General features: G+C 67.8%; 15 protein-coding genes. 9 read left to right on the top strand and 6 right to left on the bottom strand.

Annotated features, from left to right (window positions below; translation table 11 throughout):
• The first annotated feature begins 8 nt into the window (after nt 1–8).
• From ASF63_RS17310 to ASF63_RS17290, 5 genes are all read left to right on the top strand, one after another.
• Complete coding sequence (locus ASF63_RS17310; protein ID WP_056516980.1) at nt 9–1,214, top strand: PucR family transcriptional regulator; 1,206 nt, start codon at nt 9–11, stop codon at nt 1,212–1,214.
• 105 nt (nt 1,215–1,319) lie between these two features.
• On the top strand, nt 1,320–2,240 hold the full coding sequence (locus ASF63_RS17305) for an ACP S-malonyltransferase (protein ID WP_056517364.1): 921 nt from the start codon (nt 1,320–1,322) through the stop codon (nt 2,238–2,240).
• The gene (locus tag ASF63_RS17300; RefSeq protein ID WP_056516976.1) at nt 2,237–3,238 is read left to right on the top strand and encodes a beta-ketoacyl-ACP synthase III; all 1,002 of its coding nucleotides are present in this window, start codon (nt 2,237–2,239) and stop codon (nt 3,236–3,238) included. The genes ASF63_RS17305 and ASF63_RS17300 overlap by 4 nt, the downstream gene beginning before the upstream one ends.
• A 69-nt stretch (nt 3,239–3,307) precedes the next feature.
• Nucleotides 3,308–3,556, top strand: coding sequence for an acyl carrier protein (locus tag ASF63_RS17295; protein WP_017202249.1), 249 nt, complete (start codon nt 3,308–3,310; stop codon nt 3,554–3,556).
• Nucleotides 3,557–3,646: 90 nt separating this feature from the next.
• Nucleotides 3,647–4,885, top strand: a complete 1,239-nt coding sequence (locus ASF63_RS17290; protein WP_056516974.1) for a beta-ketoacyl-[acyl-carrier-protein] synthase family protein — start codon at nt 3,647–3,649, stop codon at nt 4,883–4,885.
• A gap of 68 nt (nt 4,886–4,953) precedes the next feature.
• Here ASF63_RS17290 and ASF63_RS17285 read toward each other — a convergent pair whose 3' ends face one another.
• Complete coding sequence (locus ASF63_RS17285) at nt 4,954–5,610, bottom strand: YczE/YyaS/YitT family protein (RefSeq protein ID WP_056516972.1); 657 nt, start codon at nt 5,608–5,610, stop codon at nt 4,954–4,956.
• Nucleotides 5,611–5,705: 95 nt separating this feature from the next.
• Between ASF63_RS17285 and ASF63_RS17280 the strand changes: the two genes are divergently transcribed.
• Complete coding sequence (locus tag ASF63_RS17280) at nt 5,706–7,109, top strand: PLP-dependent aminotransferase family protein (protein WP_056516969.1); 1,404 nt, start codon at nt 5,706–5,708, stop codon at nt 7,107–7,109.
• A 141-nt stretch (nt 7,110–7,250) separates the two neighbouring features.
• Here ASF63_RS17280 and ASF63_RS17275 read toward each other — a convergent pair whose 3' ends face one another.
• Together ASF63_RS17275 and ASF63_RS17270 are read right to left on the bottom strand one after the other, a co-directional pair.
• Nucleotides 7,251–7,754, bottom strand: coding sequence for a DUF3145 domain-containing protein (locus ASF63_RS17275; RefSeq protein ID WP_056516966.1), 504 nt, complete (start codon nt 7,752–7,754; stop codon nt 7,251–7,253).
• Between the two features lie 187 nt (nt 7,755–7,941).
• Nucleotides 7,942–8,715 carry a hypothetical protein gene (locus ASF63_RS17270; RefSeq protein ID WP_056516963.1) on the bottom strand — a complete coding sequence of 258 codons (774 nt, stop codon included), beginning with the start codon at nt 8,713–8,715 and terminating at the stop codon, nt 7,942–7,944.
• Nucleotides 8,716–8,891: 176 nt separating this feature from the next.
• Here ASF63_RS17270 and ASF63_RS17265 point away from each other — a divergent pair, with 176 nt between their 5' ends.
• The 3 genes from ASF63_RS17265 (at nt 8,892) to ASF63_RS17255 (ending at nt 12,492) form a co-directional block, all read left to right on the top strand.
• Entirely contained in the window at nt 8,892–10,895 is a 2,004-nt protein-coding gene (locus tag ASF63_RS17265) for a DUF262 domain-containing protein (protein WP_056516957.1), read from the top strand.
• A gap of 1 nt (nt 10,896) precedes the next feature.
• On the top strand, nt 10,897–12,144 hold the full coding sequence (locus tag ASF63_RS17260; RefSeq protein ID WP_056516954.1) for an alpha/beta fold hydrolase: 1,248 nt from the start codon (nt 10,897–10,899) through the stop codon (nt 12,142–12,144).
• Nucleotides 12,145–12,210: 66 nt separating this feature from the next.
• Entirely contained in the window at nt 12,211–12,492 is a 282-nt protein-coding gene (locus tag ASF63_RS17255) for a hypothetical protein (RefSeq protein ID WP_056516952.1), read from the top strand.
• A 67-nt stretch (nt 12,493–12,559) separates the two neighbouring features.
• Here ASF63_RS17255 and ASF63_RS17250 read toward each other — a convergent pair whose 3' ends face one another.
• From ASF63_RS17250 to glgA, 3 genes are all read right to left on the bottom strand, one after another.
• A complete protein-coding gene (locus ASF63_RS17250; RefSeq protein WP_056307337.1) occupies nt 12,560–12,817 on the bottom strand; it encodes a type B 50S ribosomal protein L31 in 258 nt (85 codons plus the stop codon).
• A 91-nt stretch (nt 12,818–12,908) separates the two neighbouring features.
• On the bottom strand, nt 12,909–13,694 hold the full coding sequence (locus ASF63_RS17245; RefSeq protein WP_056516949.1) for an ABC transporter ATP-binding protein: 786 nt from the start codon (nt 13,692–13,694) through the stop codon (nt 12,909–12,911).
• Between the two features lie 17 nt (nt 13,695–13,711).
• Entirely contained in the window at nt 13,712–14,896 is a 1,185-nt protein-coding gene (glgA, locus tag ASF63_RS17240) for a glycogen synthase (RefSeq protein ID WP_056516946.1), read from the bottom strand.
• Between the last annotated feature and the right edge of the window lie 28 nt (nt 14,897–14,924).

The following is a 14,924-nucleotide window of genomic DNA, read 5'->3' as shown; positions in this document are numbered from 1 at the left end:
CGCGCGGCATGGACAAGGCCGCTACGCTCACGTGGCTGCGCCGGATCTCCGGTGACATCGCCTCGGTGACGATCAAGCGCCTCGAGGACACCCTCCCCTGGTACGCCGACATGCCACCAGCCCGCCGCTCTGCGGTCGGGCTGGTGGCTCAGGCCGGCATCACCTCCTTCATCCAGTGGTACGAGGATCCGACCTCGACCCCCTGGATCGCCGCCGACATCTTCGCCGCGGCACCACGCGAGCTTCTGCGCAGCGTCAGCCTGCAGCAGACGCTGCAGCTCATCCGGGTCACGGTCGAGGTGACGGAAGAGCGGGTCGCCGGTCGAGGCAACGATCTTCGCGAAGCGATCCTGCTGTACTCGCGCGACGTGGCCTTCGCCGCCGCGGACGTCTACGCTCGCGCCGCCGAGGCCCGTGGGCTGTGGGATGCGCGACTCGAAGCGCTCGTGGTCGACTCGATCCTCACGGGTGAAGCCGACGAGGAGCTGCCGAGCCGGATCGCCGCGCTCGGCTGGCACGGCCACGGCGAGGTCGCGGTGCTGGTCGGCACGACTCCCCCGCAGTTCGACGTCGACCTCGTGCGCCGCACTGCACGCAAGCTCGCGGTGGACGTACTCATCGGGGTGCAGGGGTCACGCCTCGTGCTCGTCATCGGTCGAGCCCGCATTGCGGGCCAGGAGCCTTCCGAAGGCGAGGAGGAAGAGCTCGGCTTCGAGGAGATCGCGTCCCGACTCGAGCCCTCGTTCGGTCCCGGGTACGTCGTCCTCGGCCCTGCCGTCGCCGCCCTAGTCGATGCGAGCCAGAGCGCACGCGCTGCCCTCGCAGGCTTCGCCGTCGCGCGCGCCTGGCGCAGCGCGCCGCGACCTGTCGACGCAGACGACCTTCTGCCCGAGCGCGCGCTCGCGGGCGATCCCCTCGCGAAACAGACTCTGATCGAGCGGATCTATCGCCCGTTGCAGGCGCACTCTACGGATCTCGTCACGACGCTGTGGAGCTACCTCGACAACGGCCGATCGCTCGAGGCCACCGCACGCGAGCTGTTCGTGCACCCCAACACCGTCCGCTACCGCCTGAAGCGCGTCAGCGAGGTCATCGGCTGGGATGCCACGGGTCCTCGCGAGGCGTTGATCCTGCAGACTGCCCTCATCCTCGGCTCCATCGGCGCTGCCGATCAGGTCCGCCGTCGCCCGCCGCTTCGTCGCCCCTCCCGCTGATCGGGGCCGCAGACTCCGATCTGCTGTACGCCACACACAAGGGATCTTCGCAATCTTGTGATGGATCATCCACCACTTCGGGCAGATCGTTGGCAGACTGGGGTGGTGATTGTCGTCGTATGCCCAGGACAGGGCTCGCAGACCCCCGGATTCCTCTCCCCCTGGCTCGAGCTGGACGGCGTGACGGAGACCCTCGCCGCCTACTCCGAGGCCGCAGAGGTCGACCTCGAGCAGCACGGGACGGTGTCGGATGCCGACACGATCCGCGACACGCGCGTCGCCCAGCCGCTGATCGTCGCCGCCTCGCTCATCGCCGCGAACGCACTGACAGCCCGTGCGGGACGCCGTGCAGACGGTGTCGCCGGCCACTCGGTCGGCGAGATCGCCGCACTCGTGGGCAGCGGCGTGATCGACGCCGAGACCGGAATGCGGCTGGTCGGCATCCGTGGTCGCGCGATGGCGGATGCCGCAGCGCAGACCCCGACCGGCATGAGTGCGGTGCTCGGCGGTGACGAGGAGACGATCCTCACGCGCCTGAGCGAGCTCGGCCTCTCCCCCGCGAACTACAACGGCGGTGGCCAGCTCGTGGTGGCCGGTGAGCTCGCAGGGCTCGACGCCCTCGCCACCGAGCCCGTCAAGGGCACCCGCGTCATCCCCCTTCAGGTGGCCGGCGCGTTCCACACCTCGTTCATGGAATCCGCGGTCGCCGCCCTGCGCGACGCCGTGTCGACCGTCACACCCTCCGACCCCGACATCACCCTGTGGACGAACCGCGACGGCTCGGTCGTCACCGAGGGCGCGAAGGCGCTGAGCTACCTCGTCGACCAGGTCTCCTCACCAGTGCGGTGGGACCTGTGCATGGCATCCTTCGCCGATCAGGGCATCACCGGACTGATCGAGCTCGCTCCTGCGGGTGCGCTGACCGGGCTCGCCAAGCGCGGCCTGCGCGGCGTGCCGACAGTCGCCGTCAAGACCCCCGATGACCTCGATGCGGCCGTCGCGCTGCTGAACGGAGAAGCCGCATGAGCCCCACCCTGAACCAGGTCACAGGTCCCGCGTACACCCGTATCTACTCGTACGGGGCCGCGCGCGGCGAGAACTCGGTACCGAACGACGACCTCATCGGCCCGATCGATTCGAGCGACGAGTGGATCCGCCAGCGCACCGGCATCGTGACCCGCGTGCGGGCCGACAAGGGCACGGATGCGATCGATCTCGCCACCACCGCTGCCGCCGAGGCGATCGAGAAGTCGGGCATCTCGGCCGACCAGGTCGATCTCGTCATCGTCGCCACCATCAGCAACCCCAAGCAGTCGCCCTCGGTCTCCGCGATCGTCGCCGACCGCGTGGGCGCCAACCCGGCGGCCGCCTACGACATCAACGCCGCCTGCGCCGGGTACGCCTACGCGGTCACCCAGGCCGATGCGCTGATCCGGTCGGGCGCCGCACGCTACGCCCTCGTGATCGGCACCGAGAAGCTCTCGGACATCGTCGACCCCGCCGACCGCAGCATCTCGTTCCTCCTCGGAGACGGCGCGGGTGCGGCGCTCATCGGCCCGAGCGACACGCCGGGCATCGCCCCTGCGGTCTGGGGATCCGACGGCTCGAAGGCCGACGCTGTCGGCATGAACGGAACACTCACCGAGTTCCGCGACGGCGAAGTGCCGTGGCCCACCCTGCGCCAGGAGGGTCAGACGGTCTTCCGCTGGGCCGTCTGGGAGATGGCCAAGGTCGCTCGCGAGGCTCTCGATCGGGCTGGCGTCGAACCGACCGACATCGCTGCGTTCATCCCGCACCAGGCGAACATGCGCATCATCGACGAGTTCGCCAAGCAGCTCAAGCTGCCGGAGTCCACGGTCATCGCGCGCGACATCGAGACCACCGGAAACACCTCCGCTGCCTCGATCCCGCTCGCCAGCCACCGCCTCATGGCCGAGCACCCGGAGCTCTCGGGTGGCCTCGCGCTGCAGATCGGCTTCGGCGCGGGCCTCGTGTTCGCCGCTCAGGTCGTCGTCCTCCCCTGAGAACGCGCCGACTTTCCCTAGACTGTTCCACGGTTCCGATATACAACCCGTAAGAAAGAGGAAGACCACATGGCTTTCACCAACGATGAGGTCCTCGCTGGCCTCGCAGAGCTGATCACCGACGAGACCGGCATCAACGCTTCCGAGGTCGCCCTCGAGAAGTCGTTCACCGACGACCTCGACATCGACTCGATCTCCATGATGACGATCGTCGTCAACGCCGAGGAGAAGTTCGGCGTCACCATCCCCGACGACGAGGTCAAGAACCTCAAGACCGTCGGAGACGCCGTCAACTTCATCGTCGCCGGCCAGGAGTAATTCACGCAGGATGCCACCCCCACGCATGTGGGGCGTGGCATCCTCCGCCTTGCCCGCCATCTGCTCGACCCGCCTGACAAGGAACCACACATGACCAAGCGCATCGTCGTCACCGGCATCGGCGCCACGTCCGCCATCGGCGGGACAGCTCCCGACAACTGGACCAACCTGCTCGCAGGGCAGTCTGGAACCCGCACCCTCGAACACGACTGGGTTCAGCAGTATGAGCTGCCCGTGACCTTCGCCGCAGAGGCGATCGTCCGGCCCGAAGAGGTCCTGCCCCGCCACGAGGCGAAGCGGCTCGATCCCTCCTCCCAGTTCGCCCTCATCGCAGCACGCGAGGCCTGGGCGGATGCCGGATCCCCCGAGGTTGCTCCCGAGCGCCTCGGCGTCGACTTCGCCACCGGCATCGGCGGCCTCTGGACTCTCCTCGACGCGTGGGACACGCTGCGTGAGAAGGGCCCCCGTCGCGTCATGCCGCTGACTGTGCCGATGCTGATGCCGAACGCCGCAGCCGGCAACCTGTCGCTGCAGTTCCAGGCCCGCGCCTACGCCCAGACCGTCGTGAGCGCGTGCGCCTCCAGCACCGAGTCGATCATCCACGCGTTCCACCACCTGCAGGACGGTCTCGCCGACGTCGTGATCGCAGGTGGCACCGAATCGGCCATCCACCCGATCACCATGGCCTCCTTCGCCTCCGCGCAGGCTCTGTCTCGTCGTAACGACGACCCCGCCACCGCATCCCGCCCCGGCGCGATCGACCGCGACGGCTTCGTCATGGGCGAAGGTGCCGCAGCACTGATCCTCGAGACCGAGGAGCACGCCAAGGCTCGCGGCGCCAAGATCTACGGCTACGTCCTCGGCGGTGGGGTGACCGCAGACGCGTACCACATCACCGGCAACGACCCCGAGGGCAACGGGGCGGCACGCGCTGTCACCCAGGCGCTCGAGGAGGCCGGCATCACCGCCGACCAGGTCGCCCACATCAACGCTCACGCGACGTCGACGCCGGTCGGCGACCCCAACGAGTACGTCGCTCTCAGGAAGGTCTTCGGCGACCGGATCGATGAGATCCCGGTCTCGGCCACGAAGGCGTCGACAGGGCACCTGCTCGGTGGCACGGGAGCTCTCGAGGCGATCTTCTCGCTTCTCGCGCTTCGCGACCGCGTCGCTCCCCCGACCATCAACATGACCGAACCCGACCCGGCCGTGCCGTTCAAGCTCTCGGGCGAGGCACAGCCCCTCGGCGACGGCACGCTGTACGCGATCAGCAACTCGTTCGGCTTCGGCGGGCACAACGCCGTCGCGGTCTTCGCGAACGCCGACTGACACGCAGACATGCGAGAACGGCCCCCGGGGAAACCGGGGGCCGTTCTCGTCTTCCGTCCTGCCAGGGCCTAGGCCCGGGAGAGCTGCCTCGAACGAGCCGCGCGCAGACGCGTGCTCCACGGCAGGAACCAGCCGACGAGCGGGCCGACCCCGAAGGCGAAGAGCACCGTTCCCAGGCCGACGGGTCCTCCGAGGACGAACCCGATGAGCAGCACGCCGCCCTCGATGACGGTGCGCACCAGCCAGACGGGCCGCCCCGTGCGCGCCACGAGTCCGGTCATGAGGCCGTCCCGCGGGCCCGGGCCGAAGTCCGCGGCGATGTAGAGGCCCGTCGCGAACGCGAGCAGAAGCAGCCCTGCCACGAACATCGGCGCGCCGATCCAGATCGACGGCGGCGTAGGGATCACGAAGAGGGCCAGGTCGGCACTCGGGCCCACGAGCAGGGCGTTGAGCAGCGTGCCGAGACCGACGCGCTGGCGGAGTGGGATCCACAGCACCAGCACGAGCACCGAGACGAGCACGGTGACGACGCCGTACCCGATGCCCGTCTGCCCGGAGATCCCGAGCGCGAGCACGTCCCACGGTGCGACGCCGATACCGCCACGCACCATCAGACCGAGGGCGACGCCGTAGAGGAACAGACCCGCCAGCAGCTGGACGATGCGCTCGACGACGTCGCGTCGGCTGGTGGCCGTGATCGGGAGGAAGACGGAACGGAGGTGCATTGTTCCATCGTGGCCCCGCTGCTCTGCGTGATGCCGAGGCCACTCGGTGAAAAGTGGCCTGCTGTGACGAGTCCACTTTGCGGCATGCTGGAGTGATGACATCACGACTGGTCGAACAGCTCGGCGCGCAGAACGTCGCCGGGGCCACTGCCGCCTCACTGGCCGAGCAGATCCGCGCTCTGATCCTCGACGGTCGGCTGACCGTCGGAGAGCGACTGCCCAGCGAGCGTGCCCTCGCGCTCGAGTTGCGCCGCTCACGGTCGACGACGACGCGCGTGTACGGGCTCCTCGAAGGTGACGGCTACGTGTCCCGTGTGCACGGCGGCGGCACACGAGTCACCCTTCCGCATTCCGCACGCGCCTCCACGAGCACGGACGACGACGACGCCATCGACCTCTCCATCGCCTCGATGGACTCGACGCCGGGGCTCTACGACGCCACCGTGAGGTCGCTCCCCAGACTCGCCGCACTCCGAGGCACGAGCGGCTATTCGCTGCGGGGACTCCCCGAGCTTCGCGAGGCGGTCGCGCGCCGCTTCACCGAACGTGGAGTCGAGACGAATGCCGACGAGATCATCATCACGTCGGGTGCGCTCAATGCGTTCCACCTCGTCCTCGCCACGATCGGCCGACGGGGAGAACGAGCCCTGGTGGAGCAGCCGACGTTCCCCCACGCTCTCGAAGCCCTGCACCGGCACGGATACCGGCTGCTCCCCACCCCGGTGGACGTCACAGGATGGGACGAACGCCACATCAACGAGACGCTCCTGCGCAGCCGCCCGCACGTCGCGTACCTCATCCCCGATTTCCACAACCCGACCGGGGCGACTCTGAGCGACGCCGAGCGCTCCCGCATCGCGACGACCGCGCGGAACTCCGGTACGCACGTGATCGTCGACGAGACCACCGCCGAGCTCGACATCGACCGAGGATGGTCGCCGCTGCCGATGGCCGCCTACAGTCCGCAGATCATCACGGTCGGGTCGATGTCCAAGATCGCCTGGGGCGGGCTCCGCATCGGATGGATCCGCGCCGAGCGCTCACTCATCACCCGGCTGCTCGCCACCCGACCCTCCTTCGAACTGGGCACAGCGCTCCTCGAGCAGTGCATCGCGGTCGAGCTGCTCCAGGACATGCCCGCGCTCACCGCTCATGTCACGACAAGGCTGCAGGCGGGGCGAGAAGCGGTCACGGAGGGCCTCGCATCCATCGGCGGGCTGTCGATGCCACCGGCGCCCGGCGGCCTCTCCGCCTGGCTCGATCTCGGCGCGCCGATATCGACGGCGCTCTCCCTCGCCGCACGCGACCACCGGCTCGTCCTGCCGCCGGGACCACGATTCTCGACCGGAGGGGTGTTGGAGCGACGCCTGCGCATCCCCATCACGATGCCGCCGGAGCGCACGGCCGATGCGATAGGACGACTGCAGCTCGCGTGGGACGACGTCATGGCCGGCGGATCGTCCGCGCGCTTGGAGATGCCGAGCTCGGCTGTCATCTGAGCGCAGACGAGGACCCCGTCCCTGATGCAGGGGCGGGGTCCTCGTCATGTGGAACGGGGATTCGCCTTCTCAGCGTCCGGGATCACTCACCGGCATCCGATACTCGCGCCTTCCCGATCCAGGTCTGTGCGGTGTCGTCGACTAGCCCACCTTGTGCAGCCAGACGACCCTGGCGTCATCACTCGCGTGGCGGAAGGGCTCGAGCTCCTCGTCCCAGGCCGAACCGAGGGCGATGTCGAGTTCCCGCTGCAGTTCGCTCGCACTGCCGGCGGCGATCTCCATCGCATAGCGGATGCGGTCCTCGCCGATGACGATGTTGCCCGCAGCATCCGTCTGGGCGTAGTGGATGCCGAGATCCGGAGTGTGCAGCCACCGTCCGCCGTCGCTGCGAGGCGTCGGATCTTCCGTCACCTCGAAGCGGAGGTGCTCCCAGCCGCGGATCGCGGTGGCAAGTGCCGCACCGGTACCGACCGGGCCGTCCCAGTAGAACTCGGCACGGCGTGCGCCGTCGAGCACCGGCTGGTCGCTCCAGTCGAAATTCACCGCACGACCGATGGCGCGTCCTACCGCCCATTCCAGGTGCGGGCAGAGCGCGCGAGGTGCAGAGTGGACGAAAACCACTCCGCGTGCGTAAGCCGTCGCCATGATCTCTCCGTTTCATCAGGTGCGTCTTCCCCAACGACCTGAAACAACGAGAACTGGCGTGAATATGCGGTTATGGGGCTATTCTCGCCCAGACCAGGCGAAATCACAAGCATGTGATTCCACGAAGAAGGCCCCGGTCGCGAGGACCGGGGCCTTCGGACCGTCGCCGGTCCTGATCGAATGAGGCTCAGGCCTCGCTCATCGCCTGCTTGACCTGCTGGCCCTTGGCCGCGTAGTACGCGGCACGAGCGGCGTCACGACGAGCCTGCTCGGCGTAGCCGGCCTCGAGCACGTCCTGCGGGACCTCGACGTTCGGCACATCCTGGGTGCCGTTGTACTTCTCGATGTAGGCGTCGAGCTCGGGGCCCGACGTCCACGACGTGATGAGGCAGTAGCGGGGCTCGGTGCCGACGTGGGTCGCCGCGTGCCACAGACGCTGCGTGTCGACGATCAGCTGCGCTCCGGCCGGCAGAGCGATGCGGTACTCGATGCTGGGATCCGTGCGGTTCTCGCGCAGGACGAAGAAGCTGTCCTTGTCGTCGCTGAGGTTGAAGAAGCCGCGGACGACCCAGCCGGTGCCGTCGGGGTTCAGACGGTTGTTGTCGTCCTGGTGGAGGTTGTAGAGGCATTCGCCGTACGGGGTCGGCTGCAGCTCGATCACGCGGCAGCGACCCACGTTGGCACCCGGCTCCTGAGCGCGGCGAGTCAGGTTCGGGGCCTTGGAGGTCTGCTCGTCGATCCAGACGCCGTCCTTGTCGGTGCGCGGCGGCTTGTGGTTCCAGAAGCCGTTGCACTCGATCTCGCCCTTGGCGCTGGCGAGAGGGGCGAACCGTGTGTCGCCCGACGACTTCCAGTCGTTGTACTCGATGTCGAGCCACTCCTTGGGGTCGAGCTCCTGGTCGTAGCTGTCGAGAACGACGAAGCCCTTGTCTTCGAGCGCCTTCGATTTGATGTATCCCATGATCTAGGTCATGTCCTTTCATCGGGGGCCAGCACGTTTTAACAGGCCCTGATAAGGCAAGCCTAACAGGGCGCCTCTGGAGCGCCGCCGAGGGTCGCCGTGAATAAGCGAATAGACTGAATCGGGCGCCTGGCGACTCCTCGGCGCCCGGCGTTACGGGAGGACGAGACACCAGCATGAGCACTGCGACCAACGTCGAGGCGACAGCTGTCAACACGATCGAGTGGCTCGCAGAGGACTCCACGACCATCGTCGTGCCGGTGTATCAGCGTCAGTACCGATGGGACATCGGCGGATGCGAGCAGCTGCTCTCCGACGTCCGAGCCGTCGCCCGCGAAGACGAGTCCCATCGCCACTTCATCGGTTCGATCCTGTCGGCCGCAGACGACTCCGACGCCGACACCGACCTCGTGCTGATCGACGGCCAGCAGCGCATCACGACGCTCATGCTGCTCGTCGCAGCGCTGCGGCACGCGGTGCAGGACTCCTCCCCCGAACTCGCCGCGGAGCTCGATCGCGTCCTCGTGCGCCCTGACGACGCCACCCGCACCAAGCTGCGCCCCCACGACGCCTGGGCCGAGCTGTACGAATCGGTGGTGCTCGAGCGCGGCGACCATGCCGACCGGGAGTCGCGCTTCGACGACAACTACGCGTTCTTCCGCAGCCAGGTGCACGCCGACGAGGCTCCGCTGATCTGGCGGGGGCTGCAGAGACTCGAGCACGTGTCGATCACGCTCGGCACCGAGGCCAACGCGCAGCAGATCTTCGAGAGCCTGAACTCCACGGGCGAACCGCTGCGTGATCACGAGCTGATCCACAACTACATCCTGATGGGACTGACACACACCGAGCAGCTCGATGTCGAAACGCGGTTCTGGCTGCCGATCGAACAGCACACGGGTGAGACCATCGGCGCGTTCTGGCGGCACTATCTCGTCATGACCACGGGCCGCGAGGTCGCGGCCAACGGCGAGCACGGCGTGTACAGCGCGTTCCGGCATTCCTTCCCCCGCGTCGACCTCGATCACCTGCAGGCGGATGCCGAGGTGTGGCGGCACTATGCCGAGATCTACGGCATCCTGCTCGACCCCTCTCTCGAGAAGGACCCCGAGATCGCGCAGCAGCTGCGGTTCGTGAACACCTTCGGCCGTGCGTCCTACCCGCTGGTGCTGAGCGCGTACAGCGACCACTCGCGCGGAATCATCGGACGCGACGAACTCATTCAGACGCTCGAGTGGATCCAGACCATGTATCTGCGTCGCACGCTGGTGAACCTTCCCAACGAGCGGCTCGTCGCGCGTCTCTGCCGCGCCCGCTCCGACGGCCGAGATGCGCTTGCCCGGGCCTTCGCCCGTATCACTCCGTCTGACGAGCGTGTGAGTGCGGTGCTGAAGTACAGCGAGCTGCCGCATCCCGCCTACGTGCTCGGGCGTCTGGAGGGCGTCGACGACGCGATCGACTTCGACGTCGAGCACATCGTTCCGACTGTCCCGAGCGACAGCTGGTCGGGCGACGGCGTGCGCCCCTGGATCGATTACTCGGATGACGAGCGCAACGCCCACAGAGCTCTCGCGCCCACGCTCGGCAACCTCACCCTGCTCGAGCAGAACCTCGCCGAGCGTGTGTTCGGGGAGTCGTTCGCGGTCAAGCGCGACTCGGCGTATGCGCGCAGCGCGGTCATCGAGACGAGGGCGCTCGAACGCACCTCGACCTGGGGCACAGCCGCGATCTCCGAGCGCACTGTCCGCCTCACCGCCGATCTGCTGCGCATCTGGGCGCGCCCGGCCCTGCCCGAGATCGACGACGACGGATTGACGCCGATCCTCGATGCCGTCCGCCGACGTGGCTGGCCGGCAGGCTGGGAGCGGGAGTTCGACTACGTCGAGTACCGCGGCGAGCGGTGGGAGGTCTTCGACGTCAGGTATCTCTTCAATCGCGTCTTCCGTCGCGCGTGGACGGACACACGTGCCGCCGCCGTCTCGTACTGCGCCGCCCACGGCGGACCCATCTACGACGGGATGGCGTGGAAGGGCCAGTGGGACCAGCTCGACGACTCGCACCACCTGTACATGGGGTGGGATTCGAACTACATGATGAACGCGGTGCAGGGCGTGCTCCAGGAGGCGGGCATCGCCTCCGAGGTGTTCGTCAAGTACTCCTATATCGGGAATGTGATGTGACATGACCACCACCATCCGCCGCCTGCTCGACCTCACCGTCGAAGAGCACACGCTGACCGTGCCGCTCGTCTGGGCCGACCCGGCCGACACCCGCACGATCGATGTCTTCGCCCGTGTGGTCACACGCGACGGAGGCGAACGGCTCCCCTACCTCGTCTTCCTGCAGGGCGGCCCCGGGCACGAGGCACCGCGCCCGTTCCACTCGTCCACCTCCCCTGCCTGGCTCGATGAGGCTCTCGCGCACTATCGGGTCGTGATGCTCGATCAGCGAGGCACCGGACTCTCGACGCCGGTCGGCGACGCCGACCTCGAACGCGGCTCCGCCGAGGTCGCCGAGTACCTCACCCATCTGCGCGCGGACTCGATCGTCCGCGACTGCGAGGCGATGCGTGAGCACCTCGCTGCGGAGACGTGGAGCGTGCTGGGTCAGTCCTTCGGGGGCTTCACGACCCTGGCCTACCTGTCGACCGACGCGGACTCGATCGCCGACGTCTTCATCACGGGTGGGCTCAGCACCGTCGACCGGCACCCCGACGAGGTCTACGCGCTCTGCTACGACAAGATGCGATCAGCCTCCGAGCGGTATTACCGCAGCTTCCCCGAGCATCGAGACGTCATGCGCCGCCTGGTGGACCAGGCGGCGGCAGGCGAGATCGTGCTTCCCGACGGTGAAGTGGTCTCGCCGTCGCGACTGCGCTCCGTCGGTTCGGCGCTCGGCACGAACGACGGGTGGCAGACCGTGTGGTCGCTGCTCGAGCGCGATTCCGGGTCGAACGCCTTCCGCCACGATCTGATGCACGCGATGCCCTACGGCGGCCGCAACCCTCTCTACTTCGCCTTCCACGAGTCGAGCTATGCGAGCGGGCACGCCACACGGTGGTCCGCGGAGCGCACAGAGCCCCAGGACTTCCGCGACGACGTCACCCTGTTCACCGGTGAGCACATCCGGCGCGAATGGACCGAGACGGTGCCGGCGTTCCAGCCGTGGCGTGACGTCGCGCTCGCGCTGGCGGAGTTCGAGTGGCCCCGGATCTACGACGAGGTCGCCATCGCCACCTCCGGAGCGACGGGCGCCGCGGCGGTGTACGTGAACGACGTATACGTGCCGATGGAGTTCTCACTCGAGACCGCTCGGCTGCTGCCCGGCGTGCAGCTCTGGGTGACCAGCGAGCACGAGCACAACGGCGTCCGCTCGGGCCCCGTGCTGACGCACCTCTTCGACCTCGCGCACGGCCGCCGCATCCGCTGAGGCTCCCCGGCCGAAATCCTCCTGCGGGTGGATGCCGGCACGGTGCGCGCCGAATAGCCTGGACTCATGGCCGACGTTCTCGGGATGCTCCTCACGATCGCGATCCTTCTGATCGTCGTGATCACGTTCGTCGTCGTGATCGTTGCGATCTACGCGAAGGCACCCCTGGAGACGAAGTACGAGAGCACAGGCGGTGGACTGGGTGGTTCGTTCGACGCGATCTGGATGCCGTCGGCGCACGAGGCCGGCATGGAGCGCGACCGCCAGACGAAGCGCACGGCTCCCGCGCCCGCTCCCGGTGACCCGCTCAGCCGGATCGACGGCGAACGCATCGTGATCGACATCTGACGGTCGCAACGGGTACGACGAAGGCCCCGTGTTCCGAGGAACACGGGGCCTTCGAGTGCGGCGATCGTTACTTGGTCGATCCGCCGAAGCCCTTGAAGCGCTGGTTGAACTTCTCGACGCGGCCGGCCGAGTCCATGATGCGCTGCTTGCCCGTGTAGAACGGGTGCGATGCCGACGAGATCTCGACGTCGATGACGGGGTACTCGACGCCGTCGAGCTCGATGGTCTTGTCGCCCGTCACGGTCGAACGGGTGAGGAACGTCTCTCCCGAGCCCAGGTCGCGGAACACGACAGCCTTGTACTCGGGGTGAATGTCAGTCTTCATGGGATTCCTTAGTTGCTGCCCTGGATTGTGCCAGGGACGAGGGAAGTCTGCGGTGCAGAGAGCACCAAGGATCGATTCTATCAGATCGCGATCAGGATGCCGCGCGCGCGGCGTAGCGCCCGTCTTCGCTGGTCAGCACGATGGGCATGCCGAACGTCTCGGTCAGCGTCTCGGCCGTGAGCGTCGAGGCTACGGGGCCGGCCGCGACGATGCGGCCGTCACGCATCAGCAGCACATGCGTGAAGCCCACGGGGATCTCCTCGACGTGGTGCGTGACCATCAGCATCGCGGGAGTCGTCGGCGACGACGCGTAGCCGCTGAGAAGGGCCAGCAGCTCTTCACGCGACCCGAGGTCGAGCGACGCCGTCGGCTCATCGAGGAGAAGCAGCTCGGGGTCGGTCATGACGGCTCTGGCGATCTGCACGCGCTTCTGCTCGCCGTCGCTCAGTGTGCCGAACGTGCGGTCGGCCAGGTGCTCGAGACGCCAGTCGCCCAGCACGCGCAGTGCGCGGCGCTCGTCGATGTCCTCGTAGTTCTCGTTCCAGCGGCCGAGCACCGAGTACGCGGCGGTGAGGACGGTGTTCAGCACGGTCTCGTCGCGGGGCACGCGCTTCGCCATCGCCGAGGACGCGAATCCGATGCGCGGACGCACTTCGAACACGTCGGTGCGGCCGAGGGTCTCCCCCAGCACCGTCACGGTTCCGGAGGTCGGGTGCATGAGCGTGTCGGCCAGCTGGAGCAGCGTGGTCTTGCCGGCGCCGTTCGGTCCGAGGATCACCCATCGCTGATCGTCGTCGACCTGCCAGGTCACGTGATCGATGATGTTGCGGCCCTCACGGCGCACGACGACGTCGGTGAATTCCAGAGCGCTCGACATGCCTCCAGCCTATCGGCTCAGGAGGTCAGCTCCGCGTACAGCGCGCGTGTGGTGTCGGCGATCGCACCCCAGCTGAACTCGTCCCGTGCACGCTCCCGCCCGGCTTCGCCGTATGCCCGCGCGCGCTCCGGGTCGGAGGTCACCTCCGTCAGCACTCCGGCCAGATCGGCGATGTAGCGCTCAGGGTCGACGGGTGTGCCCGTGCCGTCCTGCAGCTGCTCTATCGGCACGAGCCGTCCGGTGACGCCATCGGCGACGACCTCGGGAATGCCGCCGGTCGCCGTGCCGACGACCGCGGCGCCACACGCCATCGCCTCGAGGTTCACGATGCCGAGCGGCTCGTAGACAGACGGGCAGACGAAGGTCGTCGCGGCGGTGAGGATCGCCGAGAGCTCATCACGCGGCAGCATCCGCTCGATCCAGACGACACCGTCGCGGGTCTGCTGGAGGAGCTTCACGCCCTCCTGCACCTCCGCCATGATCTCGGGGGTGTCCGGGGCGCCGGCGCAGAGGACGAGCTGCACCTCGGACGGGAGCAGACGAGCCGCCTGCAGCAGATAAGGGAGCCCCTTCTGACGGGTGATGCGCCCGACGAAGACGACCGACGGCCGGGCCGGGTCGATCCCGACGGATTCCAGGAAGGCGGGGTTCTGCACAGGCCGCCACCGTTCGACGTCGATCCCGTTGTGGATCACTCGCACCTTGGCCGGGTCGACCGACGGGTAGCTGCGAAGGATGTCGGCACGCATCCCCGCGCTGACCGCGATGACCGCTGCCGCGTTCTCGTAGGCGAGCTTCTCGATGCCGCTCGACACCGCGTATCCGCCGCCGAGCTGCTCGGCTTTCCACGGACGCAGCGGCTCGAGGCTGTGCGCGGTGAGCACGTGAGGGATCCCGTGCAGCTGGGAGGCGATGTGCCCGGCGAAGTTCGCGTACCAGGTGTGGCTGTGCACGACGTCGGCGTCGGAGATCGCCGCGACGATCTCGAGATCGGTGCCGAGGGTCTGCAGCGCGGCGTTCGCGGAGGCCAGTTCGGAGGGGGTCCGATAGGCGAAAGTACCCGCCTCATCGCGGGGAGAACCGAAGGCTCGAACCTGTACATCGATATTCTGCCGCAGGGCCGTGACGAGCTCGGCGACGTGGACGCCCGCACCTCCGTAGATCTCCGGCGGGTATTCCTTCGTGATCATCTCGACGCGCATGTCTAGACGGTAGTGACTCACTTGTCCA

Source organism: Microbacterium sp. Leaf320 (assembly GCF_001423485.1).
GTDB lineage: Bacteria > Actinomycetota > Actinomycetes > Actinomycetales > Microbacteriaceae > Microbacterium.
This window is presented reverse-complemented; position numbering and strand designations above follow the sequence as displayed.

Excerpts from the sequence above, each read along its gene's own strand:
- ASF63_RS17310 (WP_056516980.1), top strand. The coding sequence starts at position 9 with ATGGACAAGGCCGCTACGCTCACGTGGCTGCGCCGGATCTCCGGTGAC.
- ASF63_RS17300 (WP_056516976.1), top strand. The coding sequence starts at position 2,237 with ATGAGCCCCACCCTGAACCAGGTCACAGGTCCCGCGTACACCCGTATC.
- ASF63_RS17295 (WP_017202249.1), top strand. The coding sequence starts at position 3,308 with ATGGCTTTCACCAACGATGAGGTCCTCGCTGGCCTCGCAGAGCTGATC.
- ASF63_RS17290 (WP_056516974.1), top strand. The coding sequence starts at position 3,647 with ATGACCAAGCGCATCGTCGTCACCGGCATCGGCGCCACGTCCGCCATC.
- ASF63_RS17285 (WP_056516972.1), bottom strand. The coding sequence starts at position 5,610 with ATGCACCTCCGTTCCGTCTTCCTCCCGATCACGGCCACCAGCCGACGC.
- ASF63_RS17280 (WP_056516969.1), top strand. The coding sequence starts at position 5,706 with ATGACATCACGACTGGTCGAACAGCTCGGCGCGCAGAACGTCGCCGGG.
- ASF63_RS17275 (WP_056516966.1), bottom strand. The coding sequence starts at position 7,754 with ATGGCGACGGCTTACGCACGCGGAGTGGTTTTCGTCCACTCTGCACCT.
- ASF63_RS17270 (WP_056516963.1), bottom strand. The coding sequence starts at position 8,715 with ATGGGATACATCAAATCGAAGGCGCTCGAAGACAAGGGCTTCGTCGTT.
- ASF63_RS17265 (WP_056516957.1), top strand. The coding sequence starts at position 8,892 with ATGAGCACTGCGACCAACGTCGAGGCGACAGCTGTCAACACGATCGAG.
- ASF63_RS17260 (WP_056516954.1), top strand. The coding sequence starts at position 10,897 with ATGACCACCACCATCCGCCGCCTGCTCGACCTCACCGTCGAAGAGCAC.
- ASF63_RS17255 (WP_056516952.1), top strand. The coding sequence starts at position 12,211 with ATGGCCGACGTTCTCGGGATGCTCCTCACGATCGCGATCCTTCTGATC.
- ASF63_RS17250 (WP_056307337.1), bottom strand. The coding sequence starts at position 12,817 with ATGAAGACTGACATTCACCCCGAGTACAAGGCTGTCGTGTTCCGCGAC.
- ASF63_RS17245 (WP_056516949.1), bottom strand. The coding sequence starts at position 13,694 with ATGTCGAGCGCTCTGGAATTCACCGACGTCGTCGTGCGCCGTGAGGGC.
- glgA (WP_056516946.1), bottom strand. The coding sequence starts at position 14,896 with ATGCGCGTCGAGATGATCACGAAGGAATACCCGCCGGAGATCTACGGA.